General features: G+C 74.6%; 15 protein-coding genes. 4 read left to right on the top strand and 11 right to left on the bottom strand.

All coding sequences use genetic code 11. From position 1 onward, the window contains the following. Positions 1-119 precede the first annotated feature (119 nt). Positions 120-482: an ATP-binding protein gene (locus IE313_RS18900; RefSeq protein ID WP_189933714.1), complete on the top strand. Its 363-nt coding sequence runs from the start codon at positions 120-122 to the stop codon at positions 480-482. A gap of 262 nt (positions 483-744) precedes the next feature. Here IE313_RS18900 and IE313_RS18895 read toward each other — a convergent pair whose 3' ends face one another. Further along, positions 745-1,851: a bifunctional succinyldiaminopimelate transaminase/glutamate-prephenate aminotransferase gene (locus IE313_RS18895; RefSeq protein ID WP_189933712.1), complete on the bottom strand. Its 1,107-nt coding sequence runs from the start codon at positions 1,849-1,851 to the stop codon at positions 745-747. Between the two features lie 169 nt (positions 1,852-2,020). Further along, a complete protein-coding gene (fdxA, locus tag IE313_RS18890) occupies positions 2,021-2,341 on the bottom strand; it encodes a ferredoxin (protein ID WP_003973842.1) in 321 nt (106 codons plus the stop codon). A gap of 140 nt (positions 2,342-2,481) precedes the next feature. On the opposite strand from fdxA, the gene IE313_RS18885 reads away from it, so the two are divergent. Continuing rightward, positions 2,482-3,546, top strand: coding sequence for a GNAT family N-acetyltransferase (locus IE313_RS18885; protein ID WP_189933710.1), 1,065 nt, complete (start codon positions 2,482-2,484; stop codon positions 3,544-3,546). 92 nt (positions 3,547-3,638) lie between these two features. Beyond that, complete coding sequence (locus IE313_RS18880; protein ID WP_189933708.1) at positions 3,639-4,577, top strand: transglutaminase family protein; 939 nt, start codon at positions 3,639-3,641, stop codon at positions 4,575-4,577. Positions 4,578-4,723: 146 nt separating this feature from the next. Here the strand turns inward: IE313_RS18880 and IE313_RS18875 are convergent, their stop codons facing one another. The 9 genes from IE313_RS18875 to IE313_RS18835 all read right to left on the bottom strand — a co-directional run bounded on the left by IE313_RS18875 (position 4,724) and on the right by IE313_RS18835 (position 13,975). After that, the gene (locus IE313_RS18875) at positions 4,724-5,338 is read right to left on the bottom strand and encodes a response regulator transcription factor (RefSeq protein ID WP_189933706.1); all 615 of its coding nucleotides are present in this window, start codon (positions 5,336-5,338) and stop codon (positions 4,724-4,726) included. After that, entirely contained in the window at positions 5,335-6,507 is a 1,173-nt protein-coding gene (locus IE313_RS18870) for a sensor histidine kinase (protein ID WP_189934018.1), read from the bottom strand. Before IE313_RS18870 ends, IE313_RS18875 begins: the two co-directional genes overlap by 4 nt. 143 nt (positions 6,508-6,650) lie before the next feature. Further along, complete coding sequence (locus IE313_RS18865; protein ID WP_189933704.1) at positions 6,651-7,391, bottom strand: ABC transporter permease; 741 nt, start codon at positions 7,389-7,391, stop codon at positions 6,651-6,653. After that, positions 7,388-8,323 carry an ABC transporter ATP-binding protein gene (locus tag IE313_RS18860; RefSeq protein ID WP_189933702.1) on the bottom strand — a complete coding sequence of 312 codons (936 nt, stop codon included), beginning with the start codon at positions 8,321-8,323 and terminating at the stop codon, positions 7,388-7,390. The genes IE313_RS18865 and IE313_RS18860 overlap by 4 nt, the downstream gene beginning before the upstream one ends. 141 nt (positions 8,324-8,464) lie before the next feature. After that, on the bottom strand, positions 8,465-9,355 hold the full coding sequence (locus IE313_RS18855; protein ID WP_189933700.1) for a substrate-binding domain-containing protein: 891 nt from the start codon (positions 9,353-9,355) through the stop codon (positions 8,465-8,467). 345 nt (positions 9,356-9,700) lie between these two features. After that, the gene (locus tag IE313_RS18850) at positions 9,701-12,016 is read right to left on the bottom strand and encodes a peptidoglycan binding domain-containing protein (RefSeq protein WP_189933698.1); all 2,316 of its coding nucleotides are present in this window, start codon (positions 12,014-12,016) and stop codon (positions 9,701-9,703) included. 210 nt (positions 12,017-12,226) lie between these two features. Then, a complete protein-coding gene (locus IE313_RS18845; RefSeq protein ID WP_229924761.1) occupies positions 12,227-12,694 on the bottom strand; it encodes a DUF6113 family protein in 468 nt (155 codons plus the stop codon). Between the two features lie 45 nt (positions 12,695-12,739). Beyond that, positions 12,740-13,624, bottom strand: a complete 885-nt coding sequence (gene mshB, locus IE313_RS18840; protein WP_189933696.1) for an N-acetyl-1-D-myo-inositol-2-amino-2-deoxy-alpha-D-glucopyranoside deacetylase — start codon at positions 13,622-13,624, stop codon at positions 12,740-12,742. 156 nt (positions 13,625-13,780) lie between these two features. Then, positions 13,781-13,975 carry a hypothetical protein gene (locus IE313_RS18835; RefSeq protein ID WP_189933694.1) on the bottom strand — a complete coding sequence of 65 codons (195 nt, stop codon included), beginning with the start codon at positions 13,973-13,975 and terminating at the stop codon, positions 13,781-13,783. A gap of 222 nt (positions 13,976-14,197) precedes the next feature. Here IE313_RS18835 and IE313_RS35305 point away from each other — a divergent pair, with 222 nt between their 5' ends. Next, positions 14,198-16,585: a S9 family peptidase gene (locus tag IE313_RS35305; RefSeq protein WP_229924760.1), complete on the top strand. Its 2,388-nt coding sequence runs from the start codon at positions 14,198-14,200 to the stop codon at positions 16,583-16,585. Positions 16,586-16,634: the final 49 nt, after the last annotated feature.

The following is a 16,634-nucleotide window of genomic DNA, read 5'->3' as shown; positions in this document are numbered from 1 at the left end:
CGACGCATTACCCATTCTTTACTTTCGGCTCCCGCAACCTTCCGGGTCTTCGAGCGGTAGTCACGGCGTCCGAGCGCGCCGGGCACCGATCGCTGAGCATCCCGTCCTGAAGGAGCATCATGTCCCTCCCCCTGACCCGCCGGATCGCCCGAGCCGCGCTGCTTGTCGCAGCGGGAGCGGCTCCCGTGGTCGGTGCGGCCGGCGTCGCGAGCGCCGCTGCCGTCCCCGCCGCGGCCGACCTGGCCGGGCTCAGCACCCCGGACACCGCCCACACCGGCACTACGGTCCAGGACACCTCGCACCGGATCGGAAAGACGGCGGCGGGCACCTCCGCCGACCGTGACGTGCAGAAGGGACTCGGCAGGACCCTGGGCACCGGCACGGGCACCGTCGCTCCGGCCGTCGGAAAGGTCGTGGAAACCGCGGGCGGCGCCACCGGTGCCGCCGCGGGCACCGCGACCGGCGGACTGCCGGTGGGCTGACCGCGGCGCCGTTCGGCGCGTGCGGCCGTGAGGTGAAAGGGCCCGGGGAGCAGGTGCTTCCCGGGCCCTTGTGCGTTCTCTTTCCGGCTCTTTCCGGCTCTTTCCGGCGGGGGCCCGAGGGCGGGTGCCGGTGTGGGCGCCCGGAAGCGCGGCGTGCCGGTCGCGGCGCGCTGCCGTGCGTTCCGGTTGCTCGCGCATCTCCGCGCGCCCCTTGGACGGGCCCCTGGGCCGGAGGTGGGCCGGGGCCCGTCGGCGCAACGGGTCAGGACAGGCGGGCCACCGCGGCCCGGACGCGTTCGTCCGTGGCGGTCAGGGCCACGCGGACGAACCGGTTGCCCGCGGGGCCGTAGAAGTCCCCGGGGGCCGCGAGGATGCCGAGACCGGCGAGATGGCCGATGGTGTCCCAGCAGCTTTCGTCGCGGGTGGCCCACAGGTAGAGGCTGGCCTCGCTGTGCTCGATACGGAAGCCGTGCTTCAGCAGCGCCTCGCGCAGCGCGGTGCGCCGGGCGGCATAGCGCTCGCGCTGCACGCGAACGTGTTCGTCGTCGCCGAGCGCCGCCACCACGGCCGCCTGGGTGGGCGCGGCCGTCATCATGCCGCCGTGCTTGCGCACCTCGAGCAGTTCCCCGAGGACCCGCTCGTCACCGGCGAGGAAGGCGGCGCGGTAGCCGGCCAGGTTGGACCGCTTGGAGAGCGAGTGGACGGCGACCAGGCCGTCGTAGGAACCGCCGCACACCTGCGGGTGCAGCACGGAGACCGGCTCGGCCTCCCAGCCGAGTTCCAGGTAGCACTCGTCGCTGAAGACGAGGACGCCGTGCTCGCGCGCCCAGGCCACGATGCGCGTCAGCTCCTCCTTGGACAACACCCGGCCGGTCGGGTTCGAGGGCGAGTTGAGCCACAGCAGCTTCAGGCCGGCCGGGTCCAGCTCGGTCGGGTCGTCGTACCCGACCGGCTCCGCGCGTGCCAGCCTGGCGCCGACCTCGTACGTCGGGTACGCGAGCCGCGGGTGGGCCACCCGGTCGCCGGGGCCGAGGCCGAGCTGGACGGGCAGCCAGGCGACCAGTTCCTTGGAGCCGACGACCGGCAGGACGTTGCGGTGCCCCACCCCGCGCGCGCCCAGCCGCCGCTCGCACCAGCCGCTGATCGCGTCCCGCAGCCGGGGCGTGCCCCACACGGTCGGGTAGCCCGGCGAGTCGGCGGCCTCGGCGAGCGCCTTCTGGATGATGTCGGGCACGGGATCGACCGGGGTGCCGACGGACAGGTCGACGATGCCGCCCGGGTGGGCCGCCGCCGTCGCCTTGTACGGTTCCAGCTTGTCCCACGGGAAGTCGGGGAGCCGGCTAGAGACTGCGGAAGCGGAGCTGGACACGGTGCTCACTCTTTCTTGCGTACGGCCACGGGATCCTGGCGGCGGGACCCGGTCACCCGGGGCGACCCGGCCGCCGGGGGAGCAAACACCTCGGTCCCGCACGGCACACGAGCCGTACGGGACCGAGGCGGCGCAACGACGGGCCGCTCACTTGTGGTGCGGGGGCGCCTTACTGGTTTTGCGGCGGCAGCGCGGCGACGAACGGGTGGTCGCGCTCGATCAGGCCCAGCTTGCTGGCGCCGCCCGGCGAGCCGAGCTCGTCGAAGAACTCGACGTTCGCCTTGTAGTAGTCCTTCCACTCCTCCGGGGTGTCGTCCTCGTAGAAGATCGCCTCGACCGGGCAGACCGGCTCGCAGGCACCGCAGTCGACGCACTCATCCGGGTGGATGTAGAGGGACCTCTGGCCCTCGTAGATGCAGTCGACCGGGCACTCCTCGATACACGCCTTGTCCTTCACGTCGACACAAGGCTGCGCGATGACGTAGGTCACGCTGTCGTTCCTCCTCGGTAGGGCGCTGGCGGGCCACCTCAGGCCCCGCCGCCTGGCGCGCGGGAGCGCGGCGTCGTCGATGCCCGCACCTAGTATCTCCGTTCCGGGCCCGGAACCGAACACGAGGGGTGGACAGTGCCGTGGAATTTGCCGCGATGGGACGTCTCGAAGTCCGCATAACGGTCCATGACGTGGGAAAACGCATCTCCGTCCGACGGCTCGCCGACACCGGCGACTCGGACGGAAGGTTCACCGACACGGTCGGGATTCTCACATCGTGGGACGACGGGACGCTGGTCGTCACCCGCCGGACGGGCGAACGGGTGCACATCGCGGAGTCCTCGCTCGTCGCGGGCAAGGTCGTGCCCGGGGCGCCGGTCCGGCGGCGGGGGCCGTCCGCGTCGTACGCGGAACTGGCGCGCGTCACGGCACGCGCCTGGCAGCCGGTGGAGAGCGAACCGCTCGGCGACTGGGTGCTGCGGGCCGCCGTCCGCCGGGCGCCGGGCACGGCGGGCACCGGTGCCGTGGGCTTCACCCGGCGGGCCAACTCGGTCCTGCCGCTCGGCGACCCGGGCCTGCCGCTGCCCGAGGCGCTGTCCGCGGTGCGCGCCTGGTACGCGCGCCGCGGGCTGCCGCCGTACATCCAGACGGCCACCGGCACGGCGGGCGCCCAGGAGCGGCTCTGCGCGGACCTGGAGGCAGCCGGCTGGCGGCGGGAGGTGACCGCGGAGCTGCGCACCGCGCCGCTCGCGCCGCTGGCCGACCCGGCGGGCGACCGTGCGGCCCAACCCGCACGGGTACGGCTGCACAGGGACGTCGACGAGGGCTGGCTGCGGCGCTACAACCGCTCGGGCGGGCCCGGCGGCCCGGCGGCCGAACCCGGCGGCGCGGTGCGGACGGTGCTCGCGGCCGGGCCCTCGGTGTGGTTCGCGTCGGTGCCCGGCGAGGCGCCTGAGGTGCCCGTGGCGATCGGACGCTGCGTCGTGGACGGCCGGTGGGCAGGCTTCATGGCCGTCGAGGTGGACCCGGCGGCCCGCCGGCGGGGCCTGGCGACGGCCGTCATGACGGCCCTGGCCCGGCGCGCCCTCGACGAGGGCGCCTCGGCGGCGTGGCTCCAGGTCGAGTCGGACAACACGGGCGCCCGGGCGCTGTACGACGGCATGGGATTCGACGTGCACCACTCCTACCACCACTATCGGGGGTGACGGCCCCGCGGCCGTCCCGTTTCCCGACCGGACGGCCCCGCGGCCGTCACGCCCCCACACCGCCGACCGGGATGACGAAAGGGCGCACCCCGATGCCTCCGCCCCACCCGCAATCTCCTCCCCCGCCTCCCCCGCCGCGCCCACCTGACCCGGCGCGGGCCGCGAAGTGGCGGCGGGCGTTCGCCGAGCAGGCCCGCGCCGAGCGGCCCGACCTGGCCCTGCTGTGCCTGCTGGTGGGGGCGCAGGCGGACGGTGCGCTGGACGCGGCGGGGATCGACGCCACGCAAATGGAGCTGGACCGGCTCGCGGGCGAGCTGCCGTTCCGCCCGGGCGGCCCGGGGGCCTGGGCCCGCGCGCTGGTGGAGCTGCTCGGCGAGCGGTACGGCTTCCACGGCACACCCGCCGAGTACCGCCGTCTGGACGCCTCGCTGCTGCACACCGTGCTGCGCCGCCGCCGGGGGCTGCCCATCCTGCTCTCCGTCGTCTGGATCGAGGTGGCGCGGCGGGCCGGGGCGCCGGTGTACGGGGTGGCCCTGCCGGGGCACTTCGTGGTCGGCCTCGGGACGGGCGCGGAGCGGCCGGCACGCGATCGGGAGCACGGCCGGCCGGCCGGCGAGGCGCTTGAGGGGCAGGTGCTCGTCGACCCGTTCGACGGCGGCCGGGTGCTGGCGGGCGAGGACGCCCGGCTGCTGGTCGCGGGAGCGGTGGGCGCCCCCTTCCACCCGTCGATGCTGGTGCCCGCACGGCCGCTGGACGTGCTGGTGCGCATCCTGAACAACATCCGCGCCTGGGCCGCCGCGCGGCCCGAGCACTCCGACGTCGCCCTGTGGGCGGTGGACCTCCAGTTGCTGCTGCCCTCGCACCCCGCGCGGCTGCGCCACGAGCGGGCCGAACTGCTCGTGCAGCGCGGGGACTACCTCGGCGGTGCGGCGGAGCTGGAGGCGTACGCGGAGGTGGTGGCCGCGGTGGACGAACGGGCCGCGGCCCGGGTGCGCGGCCAGGCGCGCGCGGCGCGGGCCATGCTCAACTGACCCGGCGCCGGGGTGCCCGCGCCACCCTGCGCCCCCGCCCCGCCCGGTGCCCCGCACGCCCGGCGCCGCCCCGCCCGGACCGTCCGGTGCCCCGCACGCCCGCACCACCCGGCCCCGTCACCGGCCGTACGGCCGGGGCGGCGGCCTCACAGCCAGCCCTTCTCGCGGGCGATCCGGACGGCCTCGGCCCTGTTGCGCACGGCCAGCTTCTGGATGGCCGTGGACAGGTAGTTGCGCACGGTGCCCTGGGAGAGGTGCAGCTTCCCGGCCAGCTCGGCGTTGGTGGAGCCGTCGGCCGCGGCGCGCAGCACGTCGCGTTCTCGGTCGGTGAGCGGGTTGGCTCCGTCGGCGAGGGCCGCGGCGGCCAGGGTGGGATCGATGACGCGCTCCCCGGCGAGCACCTTGCGCACCGCCTCGGCGAGCTGGGCCGCGGGCGCGTCCTTGACGAGGAAGGCGTCGGCGCCGGACTCCATCGCGCTGCGCAGGTAGCCGGGCCGGCCGAAGGTGGTGAGGATGACCAGCTTCAGTCCGGGCCGTGCGCGGCGCACCTCGGCGGCGGCCTCGATGCCCGTCTTGCCGGGCATCTCGATGTCCAGCAGCGCCACGTCCACGTCGTGCTCGCGCACCGCGGCCAGCACCTCGTCGCCCCGGGCGACCTGGGCGACCACCTCGATGTCCGGCTCCAGGCCGAGCAGTGCGGCCAGGGCCTCGCGGACCATCGACTGGTCCTCGGCGAGCAGGACCTTGATCGTGTCGCTCATGCCCCGGATCCTACGGGCTCCGGCCCGGTGCGCTCCGGGCCCAGCGGCACCCTCGCCTGGAGCCGGAAGCCCCCCAGCCGGCCGGAGGCCGTCTCCAGGGTGCCGCCGACGGCCTCCAGGCGTTCGGTCAGGCCGGTGATGCCGTTGCCGGGGACGGCGGCGCCGCCCGCGCCGTCGTCCTCCACGGCCAGTTCCAGGAAGGCGCCGCCTAGTGTCTGGCGCCGTATCAGCTCGATGCCGCACCTGCGGGCGCCGCTGTGCCGCACGACGTTGGTGACGGCCTCGCGCAGCGCCCAGGCGAGCACGGACTCCCGTTCCTCGGGCAGTTCCTCGGGCAGCGGCGGGTCGCCGTCGGCGGGCACCACCGGGGTGATGCCCGCCGCGGCGAGCGCCACCTGGGCGCCGGCCAGCTCGCCGAGCAGCCGGGGCCGCCGGTACCCGGAGACCGCCTCGCGGACGTCGACGAGGGCCTGCCTGCTGACCCGCTCGATGTCCTGGACCTGCTGCGCGGCCTTCTCCGGCCGGTCGGGCAGCATCCGCCCGGCCAGCTCGCTCTTCAGCGTGATCAGCGACAACGAGTGGCCCAGCAGGTCGTGCAGGTCGCGGGCGAGCCGCAGGCGCTCCTCGTTGGCGGCGAGCTGGGCGACGGTGGCGCGCGCCCGGCGCAGCTCCACCGTCGTCAGCACCAGTTGGCGCACGCCGGTCATCGCGAAGCCGCCGATCACCGCGGGGACGAGCAGGCCGAGGTCGAAGCCGGTCCGTGTCCCGCCGCGGACCAGCCCCGCGCCCACCACCACGGCGGCGACACCGACGATGGACCAGCGGGCCATGGGGAGCGGCAGCGTGGCCCCGCAGGCCACCGCGACGTACACGTACAGCACGAGCCAGGCGGGGCTGAGGGCGAACGTCAGGACGGTCGCGAGGGCGAAGAGCGCGCCGAGGACCGTCCACACGACGTTGCGCTCCAGCGCGCGGCTGGTGTGCCGGAAGACCAGGGCGAGGTACATGGCCACGAAGGCCACGAGGCCGGTCCACCCCAGGATGTGCAACCCGGAGGTCTCGTCACCCCGCAGCAGGTCGCGCACCGGGTCCCCGAGGAAGGTGAGCCAGATGCCGATCCACAGCAGCTTGCTGTAGGCCTCGCGCCGGTTGGCGGGCGGGCGGCCCATGGCGAACAGCCGGCGCACCCGCCGGTCGCGCCCCGCGTCCGGCACCACGGCGGACGGGGCCCCGCCGGCGGCGGGGCCCCGGTCCTCCCGGCGGGTCCCGGCGGCGGGGTCCCGGCCCTCCCGGCGTGCCCTGGCCATGGCGCTCACGCCGTCCTGGTGTCCTTCCGGTACAGCCAGGCCGCACCGCCGGTGAAGATCAGGAGGTAGGCGACGAGGATGGCGAAGTCCTTCCACTGCGGCGTGTGGCCCAGCTCGATGGCCTGGCCGACCGCGGAGTAGGCGTGCGTGGGCAGCCACTGCACGATGTTCTGCAGCCAGGTCGGGAAGCCGGTGGTGGGGATCCACAGGCCGCCGAGCAGCGACAGCGCGAAGTACGTGATCATCGTGATGGGGCGCACCGCGTCGCCGGTCGCCAGGTAGCCGATGGCCACCCCGAGCGCCGCGAAGACCAGGCTGCCGGCCCAGATCGAACCGGTCAGCGCCAGCCACTGCGAGGCGCTCAGGGTGACGCCCTTGAGCACCGCGGCGAGGACGAAGACGATCACGATCGAGGGCAGGCTCACGACGGCCGCGCTGGAGATCTTGCCGAGCACGTAGCCGCTGCCGGGCAGCGAGGTGAGCCGGAGCTGGCGGACCCAGCCGCTCTCGCGCTCCTTGGCGATCCGCTCGCTGTTGCCCATCAGAACGGCGGTCAGCGCGCCGAAGGACGCCATGGCGACCATGTAGTACGTCGGCAGGGTCAGGCTGGTGCCCGCGACCTTGCTGTCCTTGGACGCGGTGCCCGCGAGGATCAGGTACAGCACGGCGGGGTAGACGACCGAGAAGAACAGGAACTTCTTGTTCCGCAGGGCGCGGACGAGTTCGAGCCTGATGAGGCTGGTCATGCGGTCTTCGCCTCCTCGGCGGCGGTGATGGCGACGAAGGCCTGCTCCAGACCGAGCCCGGCCACTTCGAGGTTACGGGGGTAGAGGCCCTGGCCGTACACGGCGTGCACGGTGGCGTCGGCGTCGGTGGACTGGATGCGGACGGTCTCCGCGGAGATGTCGATGCTGCTGAGGAACGGCAGCTTGCGCAGTTTCTCCTTCACCTGCTCGTCGACGGTCTCCAGGTCGAAGGCGATCCTGCGCTGACCGGCCCTGGCCTTGATCTCCGTGGAGCTGCCGTCGGCGAGCAGCCGGCCGCGGTGCAGGACCAGCACGCGGTCGGCGACCTCGTCGGCCTCCTCCAGGTAGTGCGTGGCGAACAGCACCGCGCGGCCCTGGTCGGCCTGTTCGCGCATGGTGGCCCAGAATGCCTGGCGGGCCGAGACGTCCATGCCGGTGGTGGGCTCGTCGAGCACGATCAGGTCGTTGGCGCCCGCGGTGGCCAGCGCGAACCGCACGCGCTGCTCCTGACCGCCGGAGAGCTTGTTCACCTTGCGGTCGGCGAGCGCCTCGATACCGGCCCGGGTGAGCACGTCGGCCACGGGGTACCTCTTGGGGTGCAGGTCGCAGGCGAGCTTCACCAGCTCCCTGACCGTGATCTCGTCCATCAGGCCGCCGCTCTGCAGCATCGCACCGACGCGCCCTGCGACGATCGCGTCCCTCGGGCTCAGCCCGAAGACCCGCACCGAGCCCTGGTCCGGGTTCCGCAGACCGAGCAGGAGGTCGAGGGTGGTGGACTTGCCCGCGCCGTTGGGGCCGAGCAGGGCGACGGTCTCGCCCGGGCGAAGCTCCAGCGACAGCCCGTCCACGGCCCGTACGTCCCCGTAGGACTTGCTCACCTGGTCGAAGTGCACGGCCGCGGTGGCGGTACCGGCCTCAACAGTCGTCGTCATGCACCTCATCGTGGCGGACCGCCCCCGGGCGCCGTCAGTGTCGGCGGTCGTGACTATGGGGTGACAGATGTCATGGCCGCACTCGTGACAACCGGACGGGGCCGGGCGTCCGGCGGGCCGGATTCCGCCACCGCGGCCGTGTCAGGCGGTCTCGTCCCGGGCCGCCGCCAGCCCGTCGGCCACCGCGCGCAGGAAGGCGGCGCAGGCGCCCGGGCTGCCCGGCAGCTCCGGGTTCCACCCGACGACCACCGCCCGCTCGGCGACGGCCCGCCAGCCCGGCTGCCGCGCCAGGTCCGCGGGCCGGACGGCGTTGCCGCGGCTGTCGGCGAGGATCACGTCCGCCCCGAAACCGGCGGCGGCCTCCCAGGTCGTGGTCGACCAGTTGACCCCGCCCGGTCCCGGCTCGACCAGGCGCACCCCGAGGTCCGCGAGGTGGCGCAGCTCGGGCCAGGTCCGCGGGCGGGCCAGGTGCACCCGGTCGGGCCCGGCCGCGGACAGGGCGAGCACCCGCGGCCCCGGGCCGCCCAGGGCCGCGGTGCGCACCGCGTCCTCCGCCGCCGCCAGCCCCCCTGCGCCCGGTTCCCGCGCGTCCCCCGCGAGGTCGGCGGGGCGGCGCCCGCCGAGCGCCCTGCCGAGCTCGGCGAACCGGCCCAGGATGCGGGTGAGCGGGACGTCCGCGGACACGGCGAGTGCCAGCACCGGGATCCCGGCCCGCGCGGCGACGGAGCCGTCCACGGCGTACGCGTGCTCGCGGTCGTAGGTGACGTCGACGATCAGGTCGGGGCGCACGGAGCGCAGTGCCCTCTCGTCGAGGGCGCCGCCCGCGCCCAGATACGGCACGTCCTGCCCGGCGAGGGCGCCCGACTTGGCCGGGTCGGGACGCGCACCGTCGTGCGCGGAGCCGTAGACGCCCACGGGCCGTACACCGAGGTCGAACAGCCCGGCACCGGCCCGCAGGTAGGCCGCGACCCGCAGCGGCCGCCCCGCCATCCGCACGGTGACCTCACGGTCGTCGGTGAACTCCCACGTCATACGGCCCCACCCGCTCTGTCGTGCCCGTCCGGGCGTTCGATGCGGGCCACGATGGAGCGGATACCGGAACGCCGCAAGTCGGCTCCCGGCCATGCCCGGTACGGCCCGCCCGCACGGGGCCGCGGGACGGGCCCGGGCTGCTGGGCGGGCCCTGTACCGCGGACCCGCCCGAGGTCCCGGGCGCCAGGGCCCGTCGTTCGGATGGCGCAGGGCTCGCGGGCCCCGGCACGCGCGTCCGCGGCGTTGTCGTCGGTCACCGACGCTCCGCGCCGACTCCCTCCTCCGCCAAGCAGCCGCCCGCACCAGACCCCGCTCCCCGATCCGGCCCGATTCGAGCGAAGGGTTCTAGCTCGGATCCGTCTCGATGACGCCCACCCGCTCGGCAGGCGTCTTGCCCAGCAGCGCCTTGCGCATGACCCCGATGACGTCCTCCGGTGTGACGGGCGTCTTCTTGCCGTTGCCCCGTGTGACGAGGACACCGTCGAAGGTCGTGCCGTAGAGCTTCTTGACCGCGGCCCTGTCGTAGGTGTCGACGAGCTTGCCGTCGACCGCCTGCACGCCCAGGATCTGCGGCAGCGACTTCTCCGGTCCGAACGGGATCGAGGCACTGCCCGCCTTGATGGTGACGATCCCGGACATCGCGGGCTCGGCGAACTCCCGCATCATCCGGTCCACCTCGGCGTTGCTGACGGTGGGTCGGCGCTCGGTGAGGGGCACCCGCACCTGGCTCGGGCGGCCGCTCTCGACCTGGGTGCGGTAGGCGTGCTCCACCGCCTCGGCCGACTGGTCGACGTCGACGGCCTTGCCCGCCTTGCCGTAGACGGCGACCGCCCTGCCCTGCTCGAAGCGGATGGTGCCCTCGGTCGCCGTGCCCGCGCCGCCTGCCGCGCGTTCGAGCGCGGCGTGCAGCTTCTCCGCGTCGACGGGCATCACCGGCTGGATGACGCGCTTGCCGCCGAACAGCGAGCCGACCACGGTCATCGGGTTGTAGTCGCTGCCCGCCGCGGCCTGCACGGTCGCGTCGGTGTCCAGGGCGAGCCCCGCCTGATCGGGCCTGAGCGGCACGGACTTGCCGCCCACGGCGAGCTTGAGCGCCATACCGGTGCGGTCGCCGAAGGCCGCGTCGAGCTTCTTGACGGCCTCGTCGCGGGTGCCGCCGCCGATGTCTACACCGAGGACGGTGGTGCCCTTGGGGACGTCGGCGTGGTTCACCAGCAGGCCGGCGCCGTAGACGCCGCCGGCCAGCACGACCACGAGACCGGCGAGCAGCACCAGCTTGCTGCGCCCCTTCTTCTTGGGCGCGGACGCGGCGGGCGCGCTGCGCGCGCCGGGCCCGGGAAGCTTCGGCGGGGTGTGCGGGACGCCGCCCTCCGACTCGCCGGGCGGCTGGCCGAACGGCGAGTTCTGCGGGGACGGCACGACCGGGATGCCGCTGGTGACGGTGTGGCCCGAGACGTTGTCCTCGGGGTTGCCCCGGTCCGGCGCGGGCTTCTGCGGGGTGAGGACGGCGGTGTCGTCGCTCATCCGCGGCCGCGAGCCACCGGGTCCGCCGGGCGCGCCCGCACCACCGGGAACTCCGGCGGCGGGAGCTTTGGGGGCGCCGGGAGCACCGGGGCCGCCTGGGGTGCCCGGGGCGCCGCCCAGCGGGCCGCCGGACGTCCGGCCCGTGCCGCCCGCGGACGCCAGCGCGCTGTCGCCGGTCACGGGGCCGCCGGTCGGGCCGGTGGGCCGCCGGGGCAGGCCGCTGCGCTGGGCGGCCGCCTCCTGGGACGTCTCGGGGAAGTACGACAGGTCGGAGGAGCGCGGACCGCCGCCCGAGGCACCGGTGCCGAGCGGTCCCGAGGCGAGGGCGCCCGTCACGTCGAACGTGCCCCTGCCGCGCTCGGGCCCCGGCGCGCCACCGGGTCCGTCGCCGGACACGTCGCCGGCACCGGCGCCCTGCTCGCCACCCGGTTTCGACGCGGACTCGGCGGAGGACGCCGAGGGCTCCCCGAACAGGTCGTACAGGCCGCTGCGGTTGCCCGCGCCCGGGCCGCCGAGCGCCTTCGGGTCGATGCCGCCCGGCGCGAGCGGCCCCGACGCACCCGCGGATCCCGCGCCCTCCGGGTGCTCGGCGTACCCGCTGTACTCCGAGCGGTCGGTGAACGGGCCGCCGCCGAAGGGGTCGGCGGGGCCGCCCTGCCCGTGCTCCGACGGGTCGCCGACGGGTCCCGTGCCGGGCGCCGTCGCCCCGCCGCGGGACGCGGTCGGCTTGCGGGGTGCGAACCAGTCGCTGGTGGGCCCCGCGGGCGCGTCGGCCGCGCCCTCCGCCGGGCCGTCCGCGGACCGCCCGGCACCCTCGCCTGCCGGGTCGGCGGAGGCCGCGGCCTTCGCGGCCTTCGCGGCCTTGGTCACGTCGGGGGCCAGGTCGGACATCGGGGTCCGCATGACCACGGGCGGGATGGGGCGCGACCCGGGGATGTTGATGCGGACCCTGGTGGTCAGCGTGGTCTCGGTCCTGCGCTCCTCCGCCGGTGCGCCGGCGCCCTGCCGCTCCGCGTCCGCGCCCTCTTCGGCGGCGGCGCCCTGCGCCGGGGTGCCGTACGGAGGCGTCCCGGAGGGGTACGCGGCTCCGCCGCGCCCCTGGGACCCGGGGGACGAATTGTCAGTTTCACGACTCAAGGCAGGTTCTCCTGTTTGGCTCCACCGCCCGTTCCTCCCCCGGTGCCCCGTGGGCCCGGGAGGTGCCCCAGATGCTGGGGTCCTCCGGCCGCGGGCAGGAGGAGGCTCGGCGGCGCGCACCACCATACTGGCCGTCCCCGCTCCGGTTCCGGAGACGGTGACGGAAAACCCTGCGGTGCAAGATCGGTCATCGCACGACGAAGGGATGCATCACTTACCAAGACGGGCGCCGCCTCCGCCCGGCGGCCGGGGGCTCGGGGGTTCTCCCTGCGCCTTTGAAGCTTGGGGGAGGGTGGCACAGATCATCGCGACTGCCAAACCACCGAGGAGGAAGAGGTACGAACCGGCTCCCGCGCCGAAGACGAAGTCCCCCTCCGCCCGGGTGGCCGTGAGCAGCAGGACGGCGATCACCCAGCCGCCCGCCGGAGCGACGATGCCGGGACGGGTGCCGGTGGCCAGGCCGCCGCCCCGGAACAGGCCGCCCGCGGCGACCAGGGCAAGGAACAGGCCACCGGGGAACCAGGCCGCCTGGAGCAGCGCGCCCGCCGTGCCGGTCACCGCGCCGAGCAGGAAAAGGCCGAAACACGCGGCGATGCGGGCGGGGTTCGGCGGGCGGGTGAGATAGCTGCCCGGGCCGTGCGGGAGTCCGGCCGCGGCGGCTCTTTTCGTTGCGCTCATGAAGCTCTCACTCATTCCGTCCGTACGTGTGTGCCATGGGGGCCGTCATGGCGTCACCCCCTCGAAGAGGTCCGTCTCGCGCCCGCTGCCGCGGCTCGTGGCGCCCTGGGCCAGCTCGTAGTACTCGACGGGGAACAGCGGCTGGGCGCGGTGGTTGGAGAGCGCGAAGTAGGGCGGCGCCACCTCGATCTGGGTGGCGTGGGCGCGCATCGCCAGGGCCTTGGCGGTGACGTGGCGGGTGCCGTCGATCGCGGTGGTGACGGTGGCGTCGTCGACCACGCCGGGCACCTCGTCGATCGTGGCCGCCACGGGGAAGGGCAGCGCGGCCAGCTCGGCCCTGAGCCGGGCGAAGCCGGCCTCCGCCACGGAGCGCGGCACGCGGTTGTAGTAGATCTTCTGGATGGCGTGCGGGGCGCCGGGGCGGCCACCCGTGGTGGCGGCGAGCTGCGCGGCGCGCAGGGCCACGCGGTGCGCCTGGATGTGGTCGGGGTGGCCGTAGCCGCCGTGCGGGTCGTAGGTGACGAGGACCTGCGGGCGCACTTCCCTGATGACGTCGACGAGCGGCGCCGCGGCGTCGTCGACGGCGGCCGACCAGAAGGAGCCGGACCGGGTGTTCTGCTCGGTGCCCGTCATCCCGGAGTCCCGGAAGCGGCCCGGGCCGCCGAGGAAGCGGTGGTCGGTGACGCCGAGTTCCCGCATGGCCGCGGCCAGCTCGGTGGCGCGGTACGCGCCCAGCCGGTCCTCGCGGTCGGCCGCGAGGTGGGCGAGGCCGGGCGGGATGACCTCGCCCTCCTCGCCGAGGGTGCAGGTGACCAGGGTGACGTGGACGCCCTCGGCCGCGTACCTGGCCATGGTGGCGCCGTTGTTGATCGACTCGTCGTCCGGGTGGGCGTGGACCAGCAGCAGACGCCGGGCGGGCAGTTCCGTCATGCACCCAAGCCTACGAGGGCAGGACGGCGGCCCGGTTCAGGAGCCCCGCAGGGGGGACCGGGACGTGGCACCCGGGCGCGCCCGGGCCGGGTCCCCCGGGGCGCGTCCTTCGGTGGGGTCCCGGGCGGCGCGGCGGCAACCGGCCGGGACCCGGGGTCAGAACTTGAGGTTTCCGATCATGCCCGCCACGTTGTCGGTCAGTTGGGTGATCGTGGGTGCGATGGAGGAGCTGGCCAGATAGAAGCCCAGCAATATGCAGACAAGAGCGTGTACTGCGTTCAGGCCGGACTTCTTGATCAGGATGAAGACGATGACCAGCAGCAGCACCACCGCCGAAATCGAGAGTGCCACGGCGGCCCACCTCCAGGGGGATCAGTCTTAACGCAGGCAACATGACGGACCGGGCGGGGACTTGCCCAGAGGAATGTGCCCCCGGGGCTTACCCACCCAGCGCGACTGATCATAACTTTCCGTTCGCCGTGTATGGATCGCACATACTTGGTGCACGGCAGCACGAGGGGCGCATGGCGTGCGCTCGCCCGGAGCCGGGACCGTGCGCTCTAGGCTCGGGGGATGAGTAGCCACCCTGACTCCTTTCCGCGCCGGTACGCACGCACCCAGCGCTTCACGCTCGGGGCTCCCCGGGCCTTCGCCGTGGCACCGGACGGCGGGCACCTGGCGTTCCTGCGGTCCCGGTCCGGAACCGACCGCGCGCACCTGCTGTGGGTCCTCGACCTGGACGGTCGGGAGAGGATCGCGGCCGATCCCGAGGCACTGCTGGGGGGCGGCGAGGAGCATCTGTCGGCCCAGGAGCGGGCCAGGCGGGAGCGGAGCAGGGAGGGCGGCGCGGGCATCGTCGGCTATGCCACGGACCTGGCGGTGGAGTTGGCGGCCTTCACGCTCTCCGGCCGCCTGTTCACGGCGGAGCTGAGGGCCGGTACGGCACGTGAACTGCCGGTGTCCGGCCCGGTGATCGACCCGCGTCCGTCACCCGACGGACGCCATGTGGCGTACGTGGCGCAGGGCGCCCTGCGGGTGGTGGCGGTACCGGGGTCGGCGGATGACGTACCGCGGGACCGGGCGCTCGCCGAGCCGGAGTCCGAGGGCGTCACCTACGGCCTCGCCGAGTTCGTCGCAGCCGAGGAGATGGCGCGCCCGCGGGGCTTCTGGTGGTCCCCCGCGTCGGACCGGCTGCTGGTGGCGCGGGCCGACGACGCCCCCGTACGGCGCTGGTGGATCGCGGACCCGGCGCGGCCGCAGGAGGAACCGGCGCAGGTCCCCTATCCCGCGGCGGGCACGCCGAACGCCGAGGTGCGGCTCTTCGTGCTGGGCCTCGACGGGTCGCGCACGGAGGTGGTGTGGGACCGCGAGCGCTATCCCTACCTGGCGCGTGTGCACTGGTCGGCGGACGGCCCGCCGCTGCTGCTGGTGCAGGCCCGCGACCAGCGCAGCCAGCTCTTCCTCGCGGTCGACCCCGAGGACGGCACGACCCGGCTGGTGCACGCCGACGAGGACGGGCAGTGGCTGGAGCTGTTCCCCGGCGTGCCGTGCTGGTCGCCGAGCGGCGCCCTGGTGCGGATCGCCGACGAGGGCGGGGCGCGGGTGCTCTCGGTGGGCGACCGGCCGCTGACCGGGGCCGCGCTGCACGTGCGCGCGGTGCTCGACGTCTCGGACGAGGACGTGCTGGTCTCGGCGTCCGCCGGCACGGCGGCGGACGGGCCGGAGACCGGCGAGGTCCACGTGTACCGCGTCAACGAACTGGGCGTGGAGCGCCTGACGCAGGGGCCTGGTGTGCATGCGGCGGTGCGCAGCGGCGCGGTGACGGTCCTGGTCTCCGCGACGCCCGACCGGCCGGGCCGGCTGGTGCAGGTACTGCGCGACGGCAAACGTCTGGCGACCGTCGGTTCCGCCGCCGAGGAGCCCGGCCTCTCGCCCCGGCTGACGATCACCGAGGTCGTCACGGACCCGGGAGCGGCGCCCGGCGCGGGGTGGACCGCCGGGGCGGGCGGGGCATCGGGCGCCGGGTCGGGCCGGGTCGGGACGCGGTCCGCGGCAGGAGCGGCGCACGCCCCGTCCGATACCGTGAACGCCCCCTTCGACCAGCAAGGAAGCCTCTCGACGCGGCCCAATCGCGATCAGGAGGGCGCACGTGATCACGAGGGCGCACGCCGGATCCCCTGTGCGGTCGTGCTGCCGCGGAATCACCGTGCGGAGGACGGTCCGCTGCCGGTGCTGCTCGATCCGTACGGCGGTCCGCACGACCAGCGGGTGGTGGCCGCGCACAACGCCTACCTGACTTCCCAGTGGTTCGCGGACCAGGGCTTCGCGGTCGTGATCGCCGACGGCCGCGGTACGCCGGGGCACTCGCCCGCCTGGGAGAAGGCGGTGCGGGACGACTTCACGGTGGCGCTCGACGACCAGGTCGCCGCGCTGCGGGGGCTCGCGGAGCGCTTTCCGCTCGACCTCGGCCGGGTGGCGATCCGCGGTTGGTCGTTCGGCGGGTACCTGGCCGCTCTCGCGGTGCTGCGCCGGCCCGATGTGTTCCACGCGGCCGTGGCGGGCGCGCCGGTGACGGACTGGCGGCTGTACGACACGCACTACACCGAGCGCTACCTCGGCGACCCGAACGACTCCCCCGAGGTCTACGCGCACAGTTCACTGGTCGACGACGGGGGTCTCACGTCACCCGCCGAGCCGCACAGGCCGCTGATGATCATCCACGGTCTCGCCGACGACAACGTGGTCGTGGCCCATTCGCTGCGGCTGTCCTCCGCACTGCTCGCCGCGGGCCGTCCGCACGAGGTGCTGCCGCTGTCCGGGGTGACCCATATGACGCCGCAGGAACAGGTGGCCGAGAACCTGCTGCTCCTCCAAGTGGACTTCCTGAAGCGCTCGCTGCCCGCGGCGGCGACTTTCGGCCACCGGCCGCGCAAGGAAGCAGACGGGCAGCAGAAGCGGTAGGGGAGCGGCAGGACCGGTGCGGCGCCAATCGGCCGGGACATGCCGCGCC

It is taken from the genome of Streptomyces sulfonofaciens, from assembly GCF_014656295.1.
Taxonomy (GTDB): Bacteria; Actinomycetota; Actinomycetes; order Streptomycetales; family Streptomycetaceae; genus Streptomyces; species Streptomyces sulfonofaciens.
The sequence above is the reverse complement of the archived record's forward strand: the minus strand, read 5'-3'. Positions and strand labels throughout refer to the sequence as shown.